This window comes from Flavobacteriales bacterium, from assembly GCA_025210295.1.
GTDB lineage: Bacteria > Bacteroidota > Bacteroidia > Flavobacteriales_D > Parvicellaceae > S010-51.
The window spans coordinates 78,389-96,969 of the sequence record JAOASC010000046.1; the positions used below are offsets into that span (position 1 = coordinate 78,389).

13 protein-coding genes are annotated in these 18,581 nt (G+C 33.9%); 2 read left to right on the top strand and 11 right to left on the bottom strand.

The genetic code is table 11. The features are described from left to right. Positions 1–114 precede the first annotated feature (114 nt). Positions 115–3,222 carry a PKD domain-containing protein gene (locus N4A35_14260; GenBank protein MCT4582576.1) on the top strand — a complete coding sequence of 1,036 codons (3,108 nt, stop codon included), beginning with the start codon at positions 115–117 and terminating at the stop codon, positions 3,220–3,222. A gap of 496 nt (positions 3,223–3,718) precedes the next feature. On the opposite strand, the gene N4A35_14265 is transcribed toward N4A35_14260, so the two are convergent. The 5 genes from N4A35_14265 to N4A35_14285 all read right to left on the bottom strand — a co-directional run bounded on the left by N4A35_14265 (position 3,719) and on the right by N4A35_14285 (position 11,061). Next, positions 3,719–5,791, bottom strand: coding sequence for a peptide MFS transporter (locus N4A35_14265; GenBank protein ID MCT4582577.1), 2,073 nt, complete (start codon positions 5,789–5,791; stop codon positions 3,719–3,721). 30 nt (positions 5,792–5,821) lie between these two features. Further along, positions 5,822–7,534 (bottom strand): peptide MFS transporter, encoded by a 1,713-nt coding sequence (locus N4A35_14270; GenBank protein ID MCT4582578.1) that lies wholly within the window; start codon positions 7,532–7,534, stop codon positions 5,822–5,824. Positions 7,535–7,684: 150 nt separating this feature from the next. Further along, on the bottom strand, positions 7,685–9,073 hold the full coding sequence (locus tag N4A35_14275) for an SGNH/GDSL hydrolase family protein (protein ID MCT4582579.1): 1,389 nt from the start codon (positions 9,071–9,073) through the stop codon (positions 7,685–7,687). A 10-nt stretch (positions 9,074–9,083) separates the two neighbouring features. Then, on the bottom strand, positions 9,084–10,346 hold the full coding sequence (locus N4A35_14280; GenBank protein MCT4582580.1) for an outer membrane protein transport protein: 1,263 nt from the start codon (positions 10,344–10,346) through the stop codon (positions 9,084–9,086). A gap of 91 nt (positions 10,347–10,437) precedes the next feature. After that, positions 10,438–11,061, bottom strand: a complete 624-nt coding sequence (locus N4A35_14285; GenBank protein MCT4582581.1) for an NUDIX domain-containing protein — start codon at positions 11,059–11,061, stop codon at positions 10,438–10,440. Between the two features lie 7 nt (positions 11,062–11,068). On the opposite strand from N4A35_14285, the gene pyrE reads away from it, so the two are divergent. Then, entirely contained in the window at positions 11,069–11,710 is a 642-nt protein-coding gene (gene pyrE / locus N4A35_14290) for an orotate phosphoribosyltransferase (protein ID MCT4582582.1), read from the top strand. Between the two features lie 68 nt (positions 11,711–11,778). Here pyrE and N4A35_14295 read toward each other — a convergent pair whose 3' ends face one another. From N4A35_14295 to N4A35_14320, 6 genes are all read right to left on the bottom strand, one after another. After that, a complete protein-coding gene (locus tag N4A35_14295) occupies positions 11,779–14,196 on the bottom strand; it encodes a TonB-dependent receptor (protein ID MCT4582583.1) in 2,418 nt (805 codons plus the stop codon). Next, positions 14,193–15,920, bottom strand: coding sequence for a T9SS type A sorting domain-containing protein (locus N4A35_14300; protein ID MCT4582584.1), 1,728 nt, complete (start codon positions 15,918–15,920; stop codon positions 14,193–14,195). Before N4A35_14300 ends, N4A35_14295 begins: the two co-directional genes overlap by 4 nt. Before the next feature lie 4 nt (positions 15,921–15,924). Further along, positions 15,925–16,623: a class I SAM-dependent methyltransferase gene (locus N4A35_14305; GenBank protein ID MCT4582585.1), complete on the bottom strand. Its 699-nt coding sequence runs from the start codon at positions 16,621–16,623 to the stop codon at positions 15,925–15,927. A 77-nt stretch (positions 16,624–16,700) separates the two neighbouring features. Then, positions 16,701–17,096, bottom strand: a complete 396-nt coding sequence (locus N4A35_14310) for a DUF1987 domain-containing protein (GenBank protein ID MCT4582586.1) — start codon at positions 17,094–17,096, stop codon at positions 16,701–16,703. Positions 17,097–17,107: 11 nt separating this feature from the next. Beyond that, positions 17,108–17,707, bottom strand: coding sequence for a SiaB family protein kinase (locus N4A35_14315; GenBank protein MCT4582587.1), 600 nt, complete (start codon positions 17,705–17,707; stop codon positions 17,108–17,110). Continuing rightward, complete coding sequence (locus N4A35_14320; protein MCT4582588.1) at positions 17,676–18,503, bottom strand: universal stress protein; 828 nt, start codon at positions 18,501–18,503, stop codon at positions 17,676–17,678. The genes N4A35_14315 and N4A35_14320 overlap by 32 nt, the downstream gene beginning before the upstream one ends. Positions 18,504–18,581: the final 78 nt, after the last annotated feature.

Sequence of the window (18,581 nt, forward strand, 5' to 3'; positions counted from 1 at the left end):
ATTTATTCTTAATAATAGTATTTTTATCAAAAACTTAACAAGTTTTAGAATAAATTCTTTTATTTTTACTTATTAGATAGATTTTACCCCACAAGAGAACTAATACCTACGACTATGATAAAAAATATTACACTTATAATTGTCTCATTATTATTTTTAATCAGTGCTCAAACAAGTGCTCAAACAGTCTATAATAGTGCCAATACAGGAAACTGGAATGTCGCTGCTACATGGCAGATTACCACTTATATTTTTGTACCGACTCCTTTTCCACATTTCGTACCGGTTACTGCTCCAGCAACAACCCCTCCTACTGCTACAGATTATGTATCGATTAATGATGGGCACACGGTAACTGCAGCAGCCAATGCTAACGCAGCATCCGTAACGGTATATTCCACCTCTACACTTACACCAGCTAAACTTATTTTAAATTCAGGTGTAACGTTAACTACCGACAGTTTATATTTATATCCAACTGGTGATGGAAACTCTTCTCTTGATAATGATGGGACAATTAATACTTCTAAAGTTGAGCTTAACACTTCTAATGCTGCAGCATTAGCAACATTGACGAATAATGGAGCAATAACAACTACGCAATCTGTATTTAATGAAGCTACTGGTACAGCCAATTTAACCATTAATTCAGGGGGGACTTATACCACAAGTACATTCACCACAAATAATACAGCAGCTGCAAATACCATCATCGATCTATCATCAGGGACAGGGGTATTTGAAACTTCAAACTCTTTTTCGGGTAATGACCTTACGCTGACAGGAGGAAGTGCTGGTAGTGTTGTTAGGTTCGCTGGTACTGCTGCCATTACAATTCCTGCTGCTACGACAACTTTTGTTTTTGATAACATTGAAATTTCGAATACCACAGGTGCTTCCATCAATGCACAATTAACGGCTTCTAATTTCAATGGGAGTATTAGTACAATAGGAAGTGGAATTTTTAATTTGAACAACTTTGACATTGCTGTTCCTGGAGACATCAATAATGCAGGAACAATCAATGCGAATGCTAATATAGATTTAGCTGGAGATTTTATTTCAAGCGGTACATTTACTTCTTCTGGATCTAATATTAATTTAGAAGGTGATTGGAATAATACAGGAACATATACTCATCAAAGTGGAGATATTGTAACACTAGATGGAACTAGCGCTGGCGCTTCAATTATCGGTAACAACAATTTTTATGAATTAGTGATTAATAAATCAGGGCAGACTGTTAGTGTTCCTTCTGGTAACCAAGATATTACAAGTATATTAGATTTAGATGCTGGAACTTTTAACGTTTCTGCTGGAGCTAATGTAACCCTATTGAGTAGTGCTAGTGGTACTGCGCAATTAGATGTCATTGAAGCAGGTGCTACATATACTGGAGATCTAGTCGTACAACGTTTTTTAGCGATGGGCAATGATGGATGGAGAGAGCTTACCTCTCCTGTAACAAGTACAACTTTAGCTAACTGGCAAGACGATGGAGTCATTTTAACAGGTTTTACAGGAGCCGATTATGATGCTTCAAATTGGTATGGGTGGATTAACTCTTGGACCTATAGCGAACCAAGTGCTTCTGGAACAAAGGATAATGGTTGGACTGCTGCGACTAGCAATACCAATCCTACTGCTTTTACTAACGGTCATCGAATATATATCGGAACTGGAAACACGACTTTATCAGTGAAAGGAGCTCCTAATAATGGCTTTACATTGGCTAATGTAACCAATGGAGGAAGTGGTTCTGGAGATGATCAAAATGGTTGGAACCTTATTGGTAACCCCTACCCATGTACTATTGACTGGAATACACTAACACCTGTAAGTGTAGATGCTGCTTATTGGATTTGGAATGCAACTGCTGGAAATTATGGAGTCTATCAAACTGGAGCTGGATCAGGTACTAATGGAGTTGACAATCATATTGCACATAGTCAAGCGTTTTGGGTACATGCATCAGCAGCAAGTGGTTTCTTAATTTTTTCTGAAACGAGTAAAGTAAGAAATGATAAAGCATTTGTTAAAAGTAGTAACAATGATGAATTTGTAAGAATAAAGTTATCTGGAGCAGTTAACTCATACTCTGATGAAGCAATCCTTACGTTTAATCAAAATGCAACAGCACAATATGATGCTGGGATTGATCAAAATAAGTTATTTACCGAACTTACCCAGGCAGCGCCAAGTTTAGCTATCACTACAACGGACAACTATAATTTATCAATTGCTGGGGTTAATGAATTTATGAGCACAACAATTCCTCTGAAAGCTTATGCTGGTGACAGTGCTCATGGGAATTATACCATTGAATTTGATTTCCCGGAAAACACCTTAATCAACTCATGTGTAACCCTAGAAGACTTAGAAACAGGTATCATTACAGACTTGAAGACAACTCCAGCTTATAGTTTTGTTACAACTGCAAGTTCTCCACAAGATCGTTTCTTAATTCATATTACCTCGCCTTTTGAGTCTACTGTATTATCTCCTTCATGTGCTAACCTAACTGATGGTTCTATTGAAATAGAAGGAGCTAACGTTAACGGTAACACATTTACATTAGCTAACAGTTCTGGAGTGATTACCTCTGTTGTTGCTACTGGTAGTCAAATTTCTTTTGAAGATCTTCCTAGTGGAGATTATACGGTAACTTCATCTCAAAGCTCTGCATGTGGATATAATAGTTTAAATATCACGATTACTAATCCGCAGGAAGTTATTGCAAGTTTTGAACTTAATAGCGCTACTATTTATCTTGATGATAACGCCACAATTACTCCACAAAATAATTCTACAGGCGATAACTATTCTTGGGATTTTGGTGATGGGAATATTAGTTTTGATGAAAATCCATCGCATACTTATAGTGCACCGGGTACTTACACGATTACATTAACAGTTGAAAGCAATGGTTGTGAATCAACATTTACTTCGACTATAGAAGTTAAAGCTACAACATCAATAGAAGACTTAACAGCTAATAAGTTTGAAGTAATTAGTTTCGATAGCTATATCACTGTTAATTTTAAAGCGTTACTAACTAATGCTACTCTTTCGATTACTGACCTTAGTGGAAAACAAGTTTACAGTCAATCAATTAATGGCAATACAATTTCTATAAATACTGATCAATATGCTAATGGAAGCTATTTGATTAATGTATACAGCAATCAAGAAGTATATACTAAGAAAGTTATCATTCAATAAAAGATCATTCAACATGATTATCAAAAAGGGCATATTCATTATGCCCTTTTTTTGTATGGATAAAACTTTCCCCTCTTAATAGGTTGGTAAAACTTCTTGCACAAAACAGTCTATTTCTAAGGTAATAGCGTAATTCAATTTGAAGCCCCATATATTGTTACACCAGCTATTAAGCTTTCAAAGAAATACATCTTTGCTTTGATATTATGGTCGAAAGCACCTTGTTTAATCCCCTAAAAAGCACTACTGGAACCAACCAAGCAGACACCAAGAGATAAAAAGGAAAAGAAGAAAAATAATTTTCTAACTCTACTTGTTTTAGTGTTTTAGAAAATAACTCAAAATCTGGCGGAGAAATTCGGTTGATTAGAATAACCTCCAAAAGGATGAAAGTAACAGTAAGCTAATGACCATTCCGCTATAAAATATTTCATCAAAAAAAAACCTTTAGAATAAAGAATTCTAAAGGTTTATGATCATGCTATTTTTTAACGTATTATTTAATACCGTGCATTAACTTTTTAATCAATGGGTTAATCAGAAGTATTAACACACCTGCTACAGCAGGAACAATAGTAAAAATCAAAAAGAAAGTTGACAGTGAATAATTCTCTGTAATATTTTCTATTTGCCCTCCTAATACAGCTGCCAATTTATTTCCAATTGCGATTGCTAAGTACCACATACCAAACATAAATGCGATCATTCTTGCAGGAACAAGCTTTGATACGTATGATAACCCAACTGGAGATAGACAAAGCTCTCCTAGAGTATGGAACAAGTAAGCAAAAACGAGCCACCATAACGACACTTTAGTTCCAGCATCAACATTTGACCCCATTGACAACAATCCAAAGCCTACAGCCATAATAATTAATCCTACTGCATATTTTACAGGAGCAGAAGGGTTGTATTTAGATTCCCATATCTTTGAAATCATTGAGGCAAAGACAATGATAAAGAAAGAGTTTAAGATACTAAACCAAGAAGTTGTAATTTCAACCTCTCCTCCATCTTTTAATTCTAATACTTTTGCTTGTATTAATCCATTACTCACATTATTTTGTTCTGCATACTCTTTATTCTTCTTTACACGAATATCATCTGCATAACCAAAACTTGTCATTTTAGCATCTTTTGCTGCTAGGAAGATTTCTTGTCCAACAGTAAAGTCTTTTAGTTCACCAATAGAAACCGTATCAGATGAAATTGTTGCCCCCTCTGGAGCGGTTTGATCTATGGTTAATGGTTTAACTGTTTTTACCTCTTTCCCGTCTTTCTGTTCAACTAATTCGTAAATTGGATAAGTAACGTTATAAGATTTTGTATTCCAATCTCTATTTAACATCCATCCCGCTACAGCCCAAACTCCAGCAAAACAAATAATTAATACAATATTTGCCCCAGGTATCTTTTTTCCAGTTCTTTTAGCTAATAAAAACAACACATAAGATATAAACACTAACGGAACTATCGTTAACAACGCATTGATAATATTGAATGTCGTTGCTGCGTTTCCTGTTAAAACTCGTTGTACTGAATCACGTGCGAAAATCACCAGAGATGAGGCTCCTTGCTCAAAGGACATCCAGAAAAATATGGTGAAAAATGCAAAAATGACAAAAGCAATCATTCGATCACGTGTTACTTTAGCATAGCGTGAAATCCTCGAAAAAACAAGATATAAAAAGAGGGCCAAACCTATCAATACTACGAAATATTGACCTGCTAATTCACCGACTTTGAATGGAAACATATCAAATCCTCCGATTTTTGAAATAGGATCATTAAAAGCATATAACAGTCCTATGATTGTAACAATTACAATTAATACTGTATCTACCATTGTAAATGGATTTCTTTTGTCTTCACCTTCTAACTCAGCTGTATTTTGTTCTGCTTCAGCTGCCTTAATTGCGGTACGATCTGGAACTTCTCCAATTTTTCCGAACAAAGGTTTAGACAACCAGAATTGTAGTGTTCCTAATAACATAAACACTCCAGCTAAACCAAATCCATAACTCCAACCAACTTTCTCAGCGATATATCCACACAACATCATTCCAAAGAAAGCTCCTGCATTTACTCCCATATAAAAGATCGTATAAGCACCGTCCTTTTTCTCTGGTAAATCTTTATACATCTCGGAAATAATAGAAGTCATTGTTGGTTTAAAGAAACCTGTTCCAATGACTAGTAATCCTAAACCTACATATAGCGAGAGTTCTGTCTCAAAAGCCATGGAAGCATGCCCTAAGGTCATAATAATGGCTCCTACCACAACTGCCCATCTATATCCAATATATTTATCTGCTATGATTCCCCCTAAAATTGGTGTTAAATACAATAACATTGCATAAGTACCAAACAGTGCTGTTGCATTGTCTGCTGTCCACTCCCAACCAGGATTGTAACCAACTGCTGCAATCGTTAAGAAATTAATTAATAAAACCCTCATTCCATAGAATGAAAATCGCTCCCACATCTCAGTAAAAAATAGGACAAATAACCCTGCTGGATGCCCTAAAACTTGTGACTCAAAAAACTTAGAATTTTGTTGTTCTGCCATTATATAAATTAAGAAATATTTTTATTAAAATTAGTTACTCGATTCCATTACCTCATCATCTTCAGCACCATGAGTTAATCTTTTTAGAGGTTTTAACAATAAGATGACTAAAACTCCAAAAACAGCTGTTAAAATGAAAATAAAAAGGAAAATATCGTGTTCTTTTTTCGTCTGAATTTCGTCAATAATGAAATCAGCTTCATAATTTTTTCCATCTCCTTTATTTTCTTTTATTTTTTTCGCTTCAAAATCTTTTTCAAACGAAAACTTTGCATGATATGGAGCTGCACTTGTAGCATTTTCTGCAATTAAAATTGCTTTTATCTCAGCTTCACTTTCTGCTTCAGTAAAACCAATTGAATTCTTAATTGATTTTCCTGTTTCATAATCTAAAATATTCAATTCTTCATTCTCAACAAAAATATTTGCTTTGACTTGGAATGATTCATCATCAGCAATTTTTGAAACAATACTATCGTTGGTTGCCAACTCTCCAGCTTGATAAAAAATTTCTACAGGTTCACTTTGTGAAGCTTCACCAATTGTTCCTGCTAACTTATTCCCGAATCCAGTTGCTGCAAAATAAACTCCCATCATAATTGACGCGTATTTTACTGGCGCCAATTTGGTAATAAATGATAATGCTGTTGGTGAAGCGCATAACTCTCCAATTGTATGTAATAAGTAAGCAAAAGTTAACCACCAAAAAGAAGCGGTACCAAACTCAATTTTCCCAGCTTCATTAGATGCGAATACCATTAATAAGAAACCTAATCCCATGATGATTGTTCCCACAGCCATTTTTAGTAAAGTAGAAGTTTCCTTTCCTTTTAATTTTCTATTCGCCCAAAAACCAGCTACTGCTGTTCCAAAAATGACAATAAATGCTGCATTAAACGATTGAAACCATGTTGCTGGCATTTCCCATCCTAGAATAGAAGTATTAATTTTTTCATTGGCATAGATATTCAAAAGTCCACCAGCTTGTTCAAATGCTCCCCAAAATACAATGATGATTAAGAAAGAAAGAATCAAAACAATCATTCGGTCTTTTTCAACTTTAGTCAGTGGCTTTTTCATGACCTCTGAACTTTCTTCGGAAGCTCCTAAGAAATTTCCTACATGCTCTAAATATTTTTGTCCTCTAATGTAAACCAATAGCCCTAAAAGCATTCCGATACCTGCTAACCCAAATCCATAATGCCAGCCAATTTTTTCTCCAACATAACCTACGATAATAGCAGATAAAAACGCTCCAATATTAATTCCTATATAGAATATAGTAAAACCTTTATCTCTTCTAAGGTCTCCTTGTTTATACAATCCACCGACCATAGTAGAAATATTTGGTTTCAGCATCCCTACCCCAAAAATAATAAGTCCTAGCCCTGTAAAAAATGCCCATTCATACTCTACTGCCATGATTCCATGACCTAAACAGAGTATAATAGCTCCATACAATACTGATTTTTTTTGTCCTAAAAACTTATCGGCAATAATTCCTCCAGGAATAGACATCACATAAACCAACATCGTATACCAACCATAAAGAGCTAAGGCTTCTGCTTTGGTCCAACCTAAACCTCCATCTCCTAAACTCGTTGATATATACAATACCAATAAAGCTCTCATTCCGTAGTAACTAAAACGTTCCCACATTTCTGTAAAAAACAAAACATATAGTCCAACTGGGTGACCAAATATTTGCTTTTCTTGCATACCTCTCTCAGCTACCGTACTCATAATTTTATATTCTTGGATTTTTTTAAGTGTTCGAAAATAATATTTTTTTACGACACTTGATATTTATATTCTTATTTTATTGAACAGCTTTAATGTAAGCCATTTAACTGCTCTAAGTAATATTTATTGTTTTTATAATTCTAAAAATAATTAAGGGAATTTAATTCCTCTATAATTTCCTACTGCTACTTTGGGAATATTTGAACCATAATAACTATTAATTACACGAATAAATTCGTTAGCAACTACTGCATACCCTCTTGGGTTTGGATGAATTCCATCTAGAGAAAACGTTCCTCCCTCAATGTAAGAGATGTTCATATCAATTCCATCAAAAGTAAAGCCAGCAGATAAATTATTCATATAGTTATACATATCTACTACTGGATACCCATAACTACCAGCAATATTTCTGATACTAGTGTTTAATGTTATTGTGTGAGATTGAGCAATGATTACTTCTTCTTCATCTAATACATCATAATTTGAGAAAGGGACAGCTTGTGAGTGCCCATCTCCATCAGTTATACTCGCTGATGCATGTAATAGAATATAATCTTTATCGGTTGCTTCTCTAACAGTTCCATCGTTTTCGGTGATCCATACTTCGGTATAATTATAATCTGCTTTTAATTTCTCAACCGTAAAGGTTGTTACAAAAGGGATTGAAGTTACATTTGGCAATGTAGCACAAACACCATCTGCCCCCATTTGACTAAATGCACTGATAATGTCATTGTATTTAGACTCAAACTCTGCGGCATCAGATAAAGCATTTAAATCAACACTCAAACCTATAGTTGAATTTTCTACAACATTTGGAACTCCTCCATTAACAACATATCCTAAGACATCATTATTCCCCAACCAACAAGTAAAGAATGTAGCATTACTTGATTCAACATGGTCTAAATACTCTCTAGGAGTTCCTCCTACATTACCTAAAATAGGAACATTAACTTCTGCTTCTCCAAAATCTAAGAAACGAGAAAAAGGATTTCCTTCTTCTTGAAACGAACCAACCAATGGAATAGAAATATCTAAGCCACCTAAAATAATTGCATTGGTTGTATTATCATCAGGATAAGAATTGACACATTGAATGAGTTTAACACCAGCTATTCCAAGATTATTATACTTTTGATTTTTTTCTGCTGTTCCCCAATTCTCCCAACTCGGATCTTCTAAGATACTACCAGAAACAGTAGGGTCATTCGCTGAAATAGGTTTTAATTCTCCATTAATATTAGCTAAATGCATATATCCAGAACCTCTACCTCTCGCTATGGGTTGTTTAAACTCCCCCATATTGGTTTGAACCTTTTTCATTTGTTGAGCAATGATAGCTGGATAAGACATTGACTGTCCCTCTTCATACAATCCTCCATCTTGATAACCTTGAGTTAAAGAGTTCCCCACAGAGATATAATTTTTAAAATCTGTTGTTCCATTGGTTCTTTCTACTGTATCAAATGCTGTTTTTTTACAACTAGAAAACAATCCTAATCCAATCGCTACTATGTAAATTGTGTTTTTCATCGTTTCTATTTTATTTAATTTCAGTTTCTTTCTCTTTTCCTTTAAGCTTAATGGTAGCACTTATACTCAAAACATTGATACTTCTGTTATACTTATATTCAAAACCTGCGGTTCCTGCTGCGGTTTCTCCTGAATAATTTTGAGGAATGTAAGATAAATCCAATTCAATATTATCTGAAATATTCGCTCCTAAACCAAATGTTGGAGCCATGTGTGTACGCTCTGGAGCCTCTGGACTCACATTATTTTCTTCTGTAGGAGTTTGATCGTGATAAACCCCTGCTCTAAAGTAAATTTTGTTCATTTTAAACTCAACCCCAAATCGATGTGCCGAAGCATTGGTCCAGTTTTTAGGTGTTTTAGAATCTGGTGTGGCTTCATTTTCAAAATCAAAAGCTAAAGTATCGTAACTCGACCAACCGTTTAATGCATAGTCGTATAAGAATGTGATTTCATTTTTTTCACTTAACTTATAATTTAGAGCTAAACCAGCTGTAGTCACACTTGGCAAACTTAATTTACCACTAAACTTGGTGCTTTCTGGAAAAGTTTCCAATAAAGAAGGTGGAATATCGGTAAAAGTTGCTGTCCCATCATCAATAGACAAATTAATTCCAGAACGATAATCTGCTCCAATGCTCAATGTCACTTTTTCTGTTTCTACCAGTTTAGAGAATAATCCAACATTAAAACTAAAGCTATTTGCTCCACCTTCTAATCTGGCTTTTCCATATTCGGCAGCACTTCCAGTAAGAGGTACAGCTTTTTCATAACTAAAAGCTCCTGTTGTATATACACCTCCTAATCCCACACTTAGCTTTTCGTGTATTTTATAGGCTACAGTAGGTTGAAACATAAAAGTTCTTAAACCTATATTTTGAACGATATATCTCCCTTGCCAATCATCCTCAAAAGAAGAGCTATTTCCAAACTGGTTATTTAAACCAAAACCTACAGATAATTTTTCTGTTAACTGACCACTGTAATAAAAGTAAATTGGAGTCGACATTTTAGTGGTTAAATCAATATTATCATAAGCCTCAGTTTGTAAAGATATCGAGGGATGAATGGTATTAAAACCTAAACTAAATTGATGTCCTCTATTGTTAACTAAACCACCTGGGTTAAAGAATGCTGTAGCTGGACCATGAGCCAAACCTACATAAGCTCCTCCTAATGCTACAGAACGAATCCCTTGAAGGTTGACTTGAAAGCCTCCTGCATAAGCCGCAAAACTTGATAACGCTAATACAGAAAAAAGTATTTTTTTCATAATATTTGAATAAAATTAAGTTCTCGAATATACAATAAAAAAATGAAGTTTAACTACCTATCTACCTAATCCTTATATTGATACCTCTTTATTATAGTTCGCCTAATGCCTCAATAACATCTTGAATAGAACCGTATGAATTTTGGAGACAGTCCTTAATTTCATCTTGTGTCTTCCAAGCCACTTCTGTAATTCCCTCTTCAATTTGAGGTTGAAATTGACCTTCTCCGTCATAACTCATCAAAAACCAATGATTTTCCTTTAAGACGTTTTTCCCTTTGTACTCATAAGTATGATAAGTAACCGATATTTTTTTTACTATTTTAGGCTGAACAATTCCGCACTCTTCTTCAACTTCCCTAATTGCACAAGCTTCAATAGTTTCATTGTTATCTAAGTGCCCCTTGGGTAAATCCCACTTTTCATTTCTATAGATCATTAACACGTTGCTTTTTTTGTTAAAAACAACTCCACCTCCTGCTATTCTATGTTGAAAATTGGATTTAAAAAATAACCACAATTCCTCTACATTTTCAGTAATAAAAACAAGTTTATCTATGTTTTGATCTTTAAAATCTAAAATTTTCGTTAAAACAACATTAAATTCCCCTTTTTGTACTTTGTATATTTTTGTTTGCTCTACAAAAATATTTTTAATTTCTGGGGCTTTTTTTGCAAAATAAACTGCTAATGAATCTATAAAAACTTTGTACATTTGCTTTATGAATAATAGAATTGAATCGGAGTTAAAGGTAGCAGAATTTTTGCTACAAATCAAAGCTGTAAAGCTAACGCCCTCGACACCAATAACTTGGGCTTCAGGATGGAAATCTCCAATCTATTGTGATAATCGCAAGACATTATCTTATCCACAAATAAGAACATACATTAGACAACAATTTGTTGACCTCATTACTGATGAATTTGGGAAACCTGATGTAATCGCTGGTGTTGCAACTGGTGGTATAGCAATGGGGGCCTTGGTAGCTCAAGATTTAGGTATTCCATTTGTTTATGTTCGTTCATCAGCTAAGGCTCATGGGCTAACTAATCAAATAGAAGGTGTTTTAGAGCAAGGACAATCTGTTGTGGTTTTAGAGGACTTAGTTTCTACAGGAAATAGTAGTTTAACTGCTGTAAAGGCTCTTAAAGAAGCTGGAGCTACCATAAAGGGTATGGCTGCTATTTTTACCTATGGGTTTGCTATAGCTGAAGAAAATTTTAAAGCTGCAAATTGTAAGTTAGCTACATTGACGAACTATGATAGCTTATTACAACAAGCATTAAACACTCGTTTTGTAAAAGACGAAGAAATTGATGCGCTAAAAGATTGGAGAAAATCCCCTAGTACATGGGACAAATAATTAGGACGAATAATTGATCATAAAAAAAAAGCTCAACTAATGTTGAGCTTTTTTTATGACTATTTTTATTAGAATTCCTCTCCTTTTACTGTTTTAATTTTATCTTGATGATTGTAATTATTAAGCCTTAAAGCTATTGACAGTGCTATTTCAGGCCATCTAGGCTCTGCTAATCGATATGAATATAAGGCTGCTGTTTCTACCCATGTCTCTCTTCTCATCGAGTTTAACGCATTTCTAAACTGTAGCGCTCCAGAAAGCCTGTTTTGCCAAAAATCTTTTTTAACAGCCAAATCCAGTGTAAAAAAACCATTTGTTCTTCCCTGTGCTGTTGCAATAGCACTGGTATACCTAGAAATAGCTTGAACTTTCCAATCTTTCTTTAAATTAAAGGTATTTGATAATCTAAGATTATATGAAAATGATTCTCTTTCAAACGTTTCATTACTTAATACTCCACTTATTTGATAGTAAAAACTATTGACTCCCAAATCTACTCCCCACCACTTTAGCAAGCGTTTTCTATAAGAAAGCTCAAGCCCTAATGAATTGGAAATTCCTGCATTAACTGGTCGCTTAATGATTACCGTAGAATCATACGCCTCTTGAATTCTTTCGATTGTATTTATTGTATTTCGATAATAAAGCTCCAATGAAAAACTTCCTTTTTTTAAATTTTTGATCCAGCCCAATTCATAGGATTGAATATATTCTGGTAATAAATCAGGGTTTCCCTGCCTAACAGTATAGGGATCTTCCCATGATATAAAAGGCTCTAAATTCCAGCTTCTTGGACGTTGTATTCTTCTTGAAAAATTAGCTTTTAATTGATCCTTTTTATTTAACTTATATGAAAAATGAGCTGAAGGAAACCAGTCTAATCGCTCTATATCAGTATTACTATTTAAAGTTTCCATATAAATATTTCTATCCGTATACTCTGACCTCAATCCGAACTGATACCCTAATTTAGATTGGTATTCACCACTATAGATTGCATACCCAGCATATACATTTTGGATATAATCCACATCTGTTGAAAACAGGGGTAACTTTACATATTCTCCTGTCGATGTATTTAACTCATAAGAGTCCTGATCGTCTTTATTATTTCCAAAATCTGATCTTAGCCCTAACTTAAATTTAGCTTTTCCTTTTAATGGTTTTTCGTAATCAACATTTACCCTATACATTTGAGAAGGCCCAACTTCTGTTGATTGATTCCCTTGGACTCTTAACTCATTTTCATCAAAACTTTCTGTAAGCGCATCCTCATCACCGTCATGTAAGTTATATACTGCTGTTACGTTAACTCGATGTTCTTTATCTCCTCCTATTAAATGTTCGTACCCTGCACTAGCTGTTGCTCCAAAAAACTGTCGCAAGGTTCTTTCTTTATTCGTATACTTATTGGTTAACATGTTATTACTATACTCCAAAAAGTCATAATTGGCAGCAGCATTAAACTGTCTTTGATTCCCATTCACTCCTAATGAAAATGAATTTTTTCTATTGGGACTCCATTCAAGAGCAGCATTTATACCATAGTTTGTACTAAAAAAACGATGCAATCCCTCTGAATTTACTTGTGATATATTTTCATCATAGGTAATAATTCTTTCTTGGGTAATGTCTCTATACCTATTACGATTTCTAAAATTCCCTCCTACATTCAATTTTATTTTATTCTTATTAACACTTACCAAAAAGTCTCCGCCATAATTGTTAAATGTTGCCCCATTCAAATTTATTAATGTGCTTATTCCTTCTAATTTATTCTTCTTTAGAATAACATTAATAATTCCACTTGTTCCTTCTGCATTATATTTAGCTGATGGATTGGTAATGATTTCTATATCTTTAATATTACTTGCAGGTATTAATTGTAATGCTTCTGAGGCTTCCAAAGGAGAGGGTTTATTATCGATTAATAATGTAAATCCTGCGCTTCCTCTCAAACTCACATTTCCATCCATATCAACTGTTATTGAAGGAATATTTTCTAACACCTCAATTGCCGTTGCAGATGCTACTGTATTCATATCTTCTACATTAACCACTTTTTTATCTATTTCATAAACAATTTGCGGTCTATCTACGATAACCTCAACATCTTCCAAGACCTCTTGATCTGGTGAGAGTATGACTTTATTGAAATCAATATTCAATTGATTAGGCCCTAACAGTATATTTCGTTTAAATGTATTTTTATATCCAATAAATGAGAACCTTAAATAATATTTTCCCAACGGTAGCTCTTTTAAATAAAACTCGCCTTTAGTATCTGTTATTTGACCTGTAACTAATGACGAATCTTTCTCTTTAAACAAAGCAACGGTAACATATTCCATTGCTTTTTGAGTTTCTGAGTCGATAACTTTCCCTGTTATTTCTCCCCCTCCTTTACCCTTTATAGGACCTCCAGATCTTTGCCCAATCATAAAAAGGCTACTGAACAGAAAAAACAAAACCGTTATCTTTTTCATTTTAGGATTAATTTTTGGAAACCAAAATCTGTTTTGACTAGGTAAACTCCTTTTTTATAGCTTGATAAATCAATAAAATTGAGTTTCTCCTGTGTATTAAAGACCTTTACTCCCAGCTGGTTATATATTGTGATACTTGTTGGATGGTCAAAATTAACAATTGATGCTGAGGGATTAGGATAAATACTTAATTTCTTTTCTGAAAAATTGTTAATTGCAAGATGTTGGTTGCTTTTACAAACTGTTTTTACTGGAGTATCATAACGTTGTTTACTTGGAATATCCTCGACATTATAAACTGCTGGTGCACCACAAAAAGGGAATTGTGCAGCAGATAAAAAGTCTGGTTGTTGAGCTAAATACAATGATGTAGGAAACATCGAATTTGTTCCAACGGGTTTTATTACCCCTTTCACGTTATTTCCGTACTCAAAATGGCCATTACCAAACAACAAATAATTACCTAGAAATGTTGTTGTATTGGTGATTTCGTTCCCTACAAAACTACAACTATCAGTTGGGACTCCATTATTCATAAAAATACCATAAAGGTTTGCCCGATTCCTAAAAAACATATTATAAGGTCCATTAGCTCCATGCGAATCATCAATCACGATGTTTTGCCCTATATTTCCTTCAAATAAATTAGCATACACATAATTTCCATGCAAAACCATATCACCTGCCGAGTTGCTAGGTAAAGCGACACCTGTCCAAAAAGGATCTAAAGAATAATTATAACCAAACACATTTCCATTGCTTCCTCCTTGTAGAAGCATACTGTGTCTGAGGTGCTCAAAAATATTATTTTCTACTAAACATTCTCCTGATGCATACATGGCTACCACTCCATATCCTGCTCCTCCACCTCCATAATCAAATGCATGATGAAAATATGAATCTGCAACGTAGATATTTGAAGAACGAATCAAATTAATATGTGAATAATTACAGTTTTCGCTTTCGATCCCTTTTACCCAACAATTGATTGCGTAGTTGAATCGGACATTTGCACAATGTACCGTTTGGGTATCTTTTCTGACTATTTTTAAGCATTCAAGTCCTGCATTTTTTATAGGGGTAATTTTTTTTATATAGGGCGACTTTATCAAGGGATAATTCGTTCTGATTTTACTATTCAAAAACAAAGAGTCACCATTTAGACTATCTATTTCCACAATTTGCCCTACAGTATTTAAAGACCAACTACTTGTAATCAAATTGGAATCATTTTTAAGTAGCTGGATATAATCTCCACTGTTTAAACCTGTATTTCCATTAGTATTTAAAACGATTTTATCGTCGAAAGTTGCTGCATTTGCAGACAAATTGAGTGCATTTGAACTAACACTACCGCTCATCGAGATCAAATCAGTTTCATTAGAATCAAGCTTAAAAGTAAGTACAGTATGGTTAGCCCCCTGTCCTTTTAACAATACATTAGATGGTAACACTAAAGGGTCTGTAAGGTAAAAGTTACCATTAGGGATAATCACTACAGTTGGTGGATTATTTACCGCATTTAATGCTTGTTGAAAAGCCTGGTCATTGAGTGTAACACCATCTCCAACTGCACCATAATCGGATAAGAATACTGTATCATTAAAATTTACTTCGGTTTTCAACCCAGCTTTATTCCATTCAAATATTCTTTGGGTTGGTATAACTTGAGCATTTGCTATCCCAATGGATAACAATGCAATTAGGGTAATCATTTTTCTCATAAAGTTAACGTGTTATTTTTACTAAAAAATTATAATTTGCTTCTATTATTACTTCCATGTTTAAGTTCATTTTATTGCATACATCTTTTAACTTTTCTTGATCAATATACAACCAGTTGAACCAGCCTGTTTCAGAATTTTTATATTTCATTTGATAGGCTACTTCTCCCAAATATCCCTCGTTTTCTTCACTATAATCTTCCCCTTCAATTAAATAGATTAAATCGGTAGAATCTAATAATATTTGCCCACCATCTTTTAGTAGCCTCAAACATTTATTAAAAAATTCGGGCAAACCTTCTAAGGTTCCTGCGATTCCTATTCCATTCATCAAAAACAATAAGGTATCAAACTTTTTATGCTCTTCTAAGGTATAAAAGTTAGAACAAACCACCTCTTTAACCCCTTGCTTTTTCATGGCTTCAGCTGCTCCTTCAGAGACATCTAAAGCATAGGTTTCTATTCCTTTATCTTGCAACCAAAGCGCATGGCTACCAGCTCCAGCTCCTACATCTAAAACGGTTCCCTTACAAAGACTTAAAGCTATTTGCTCAACCTTAGGCATTTCATCATAGGCTCTAAACAAATAATCAACGGGGATCACATCTTGTTCTGTAATAGAACAAAACACTTCTATTTCTTCTCCTCTAACTCCCTCCATAAAAGTTAGACATGCATTACCTAAAGGGTCTTCTTTTTTCATCGATCATTAACTTATAAAAACAGAAAAACTCGAAGCATAAATAAACTTCGAGTTTTTCAATTCTATTTTAGTATCAATTAATCTGGTATTTCAACAAAATTAAATTCCACATCTAACATATCTTCAAATTCTTCTCCAGCATCTAACATATCTTCATCCATTTCATCATAGTGCCAGTTAATGTTTAAGGTTACATTCCCAGGCTCAGCTATTTTTCCTAATTTTAAGATAATATCCATGATATACTTCGCTGATGAAGAGTTAAAATACTCTAATTTAAAATTTGCATTTAAGGTAACATCTCCAGCCGATTGAACATAGCTCTCATAATCATTCAACCAATTCATTACAGGCTGAAAAAACTTCTGAACATCTTCAGGTCTTGAATCTCCTTCAAATTCTAATGCATGTGTTGTATGATCTAATACTATTTTTGGAGTATTCTCCGTTAATTCTAGTTTTAATGCTTCCATTTTTATTTGTTTTATGCAAGTATGTCTACTCTAAGAGTAAAAAAATGTTTGTCTTTTATATGTTTATCAAAATTATATTGTAATTGACTCCCAGACTTCATCGCCATATCGATCAATCCTAATCCTGCACCACCTTTATCTGATATAGTAGCTTCTTTTATCATCTCTCTATACCTGAGTTTTAACATCTCAGCATTCATAGCATTAACTTCTTCTATACGAGCTTTAATAGGCTCTACATCTGAAGATTTAACTACATTTCCTACTACTACAGAAAAGCCCGCTTCTTCTTGTAAAAGGGTAAAAACTCCTTCATTTAAATGCTCGTCTTCTATCGTTGGTTTGCTAGTATGTCTATGTACATTTTCTAAGCACTCTACAAGTACTTTGTATGTTTTTTTTGCAGCCCTTTTTTTATCTTGATATAAAGAAAGTTCTTTCTTTATATCAGTCAACAAAGTATTTACTAGTTTATAATTAAACTCCCCATGGAAAACATAAATAACTTTCCCATTGGTCATCAAATTAAAAATATCTAATATACTCTGTGCTTTCATTCTTTTTTTTCTTCCTAAAGGTTTATCTAGTAAAAACACTTCCTGAATTCCCAATATAAACAGGGTTTACACAAAGCACAGGAATTTGGCTCTTGTTCGTAATTATTTCTTGTTCATAATTACTCAACATTCCAATTAAAGAGTTCTTTTGTAAATTCATAATAGAAATCAAATCTGCATCTACCTCATTTGCAACCTCTAACATTTGCTCTACAAAATCTCCTTTTTTCTTCGAAATATGAGTAGTATTTCTTACTCCTCTCTCTTTAAGATATTTTTTAGCCCAAGCAATATTTCCATTTAACTTGTGAATTAAAAATTCATCCGTCTCTTTAGGTGTTACAATATGAACTTCCGAATCAAAGTATTGCGCCATATCAGCAACAACCTCTAACTTTTGCTTTGTTTCATTATGCAAATCTAATGGAGCAATAATACAATCATATCCAGATTCTTTCATCACTTGCTTCTGAACAACCACAAAAGGCACAGTTGAATTGGTGATTACTTTTAGTGCATTACTACCTGTAATTCTTTGCCATCCACTAGCTCCATGAGTTCCCATAACAATTAATGAAGCATTCACTTCATTGGCAGCATCTCCAATATCATCAAATATATTTCCAACTTTTACCAGTTTCGAAACTTCTACATCTCCTTCAATGCTTTTCGCTAACTTCAATTCTTCTTCTAATTTTTCATTAGCTGAATGAATTTCAGACTCCCCCTTCACCACATGTAATATTACAACCGAAGTATTGATTGTCTTTGCCAATTCAACAGCATGATTTATAGCTGTATGAGCAACTTCAGTGAAATCTGTTGGTACTAAAATTGGTTTTGTACTCATCTATATAAAATTTCTATTTTTTACTTAGTTTTATTTTCCTGCGTAATATTAATTATTTTTATCGAGCTATGCAAGGCT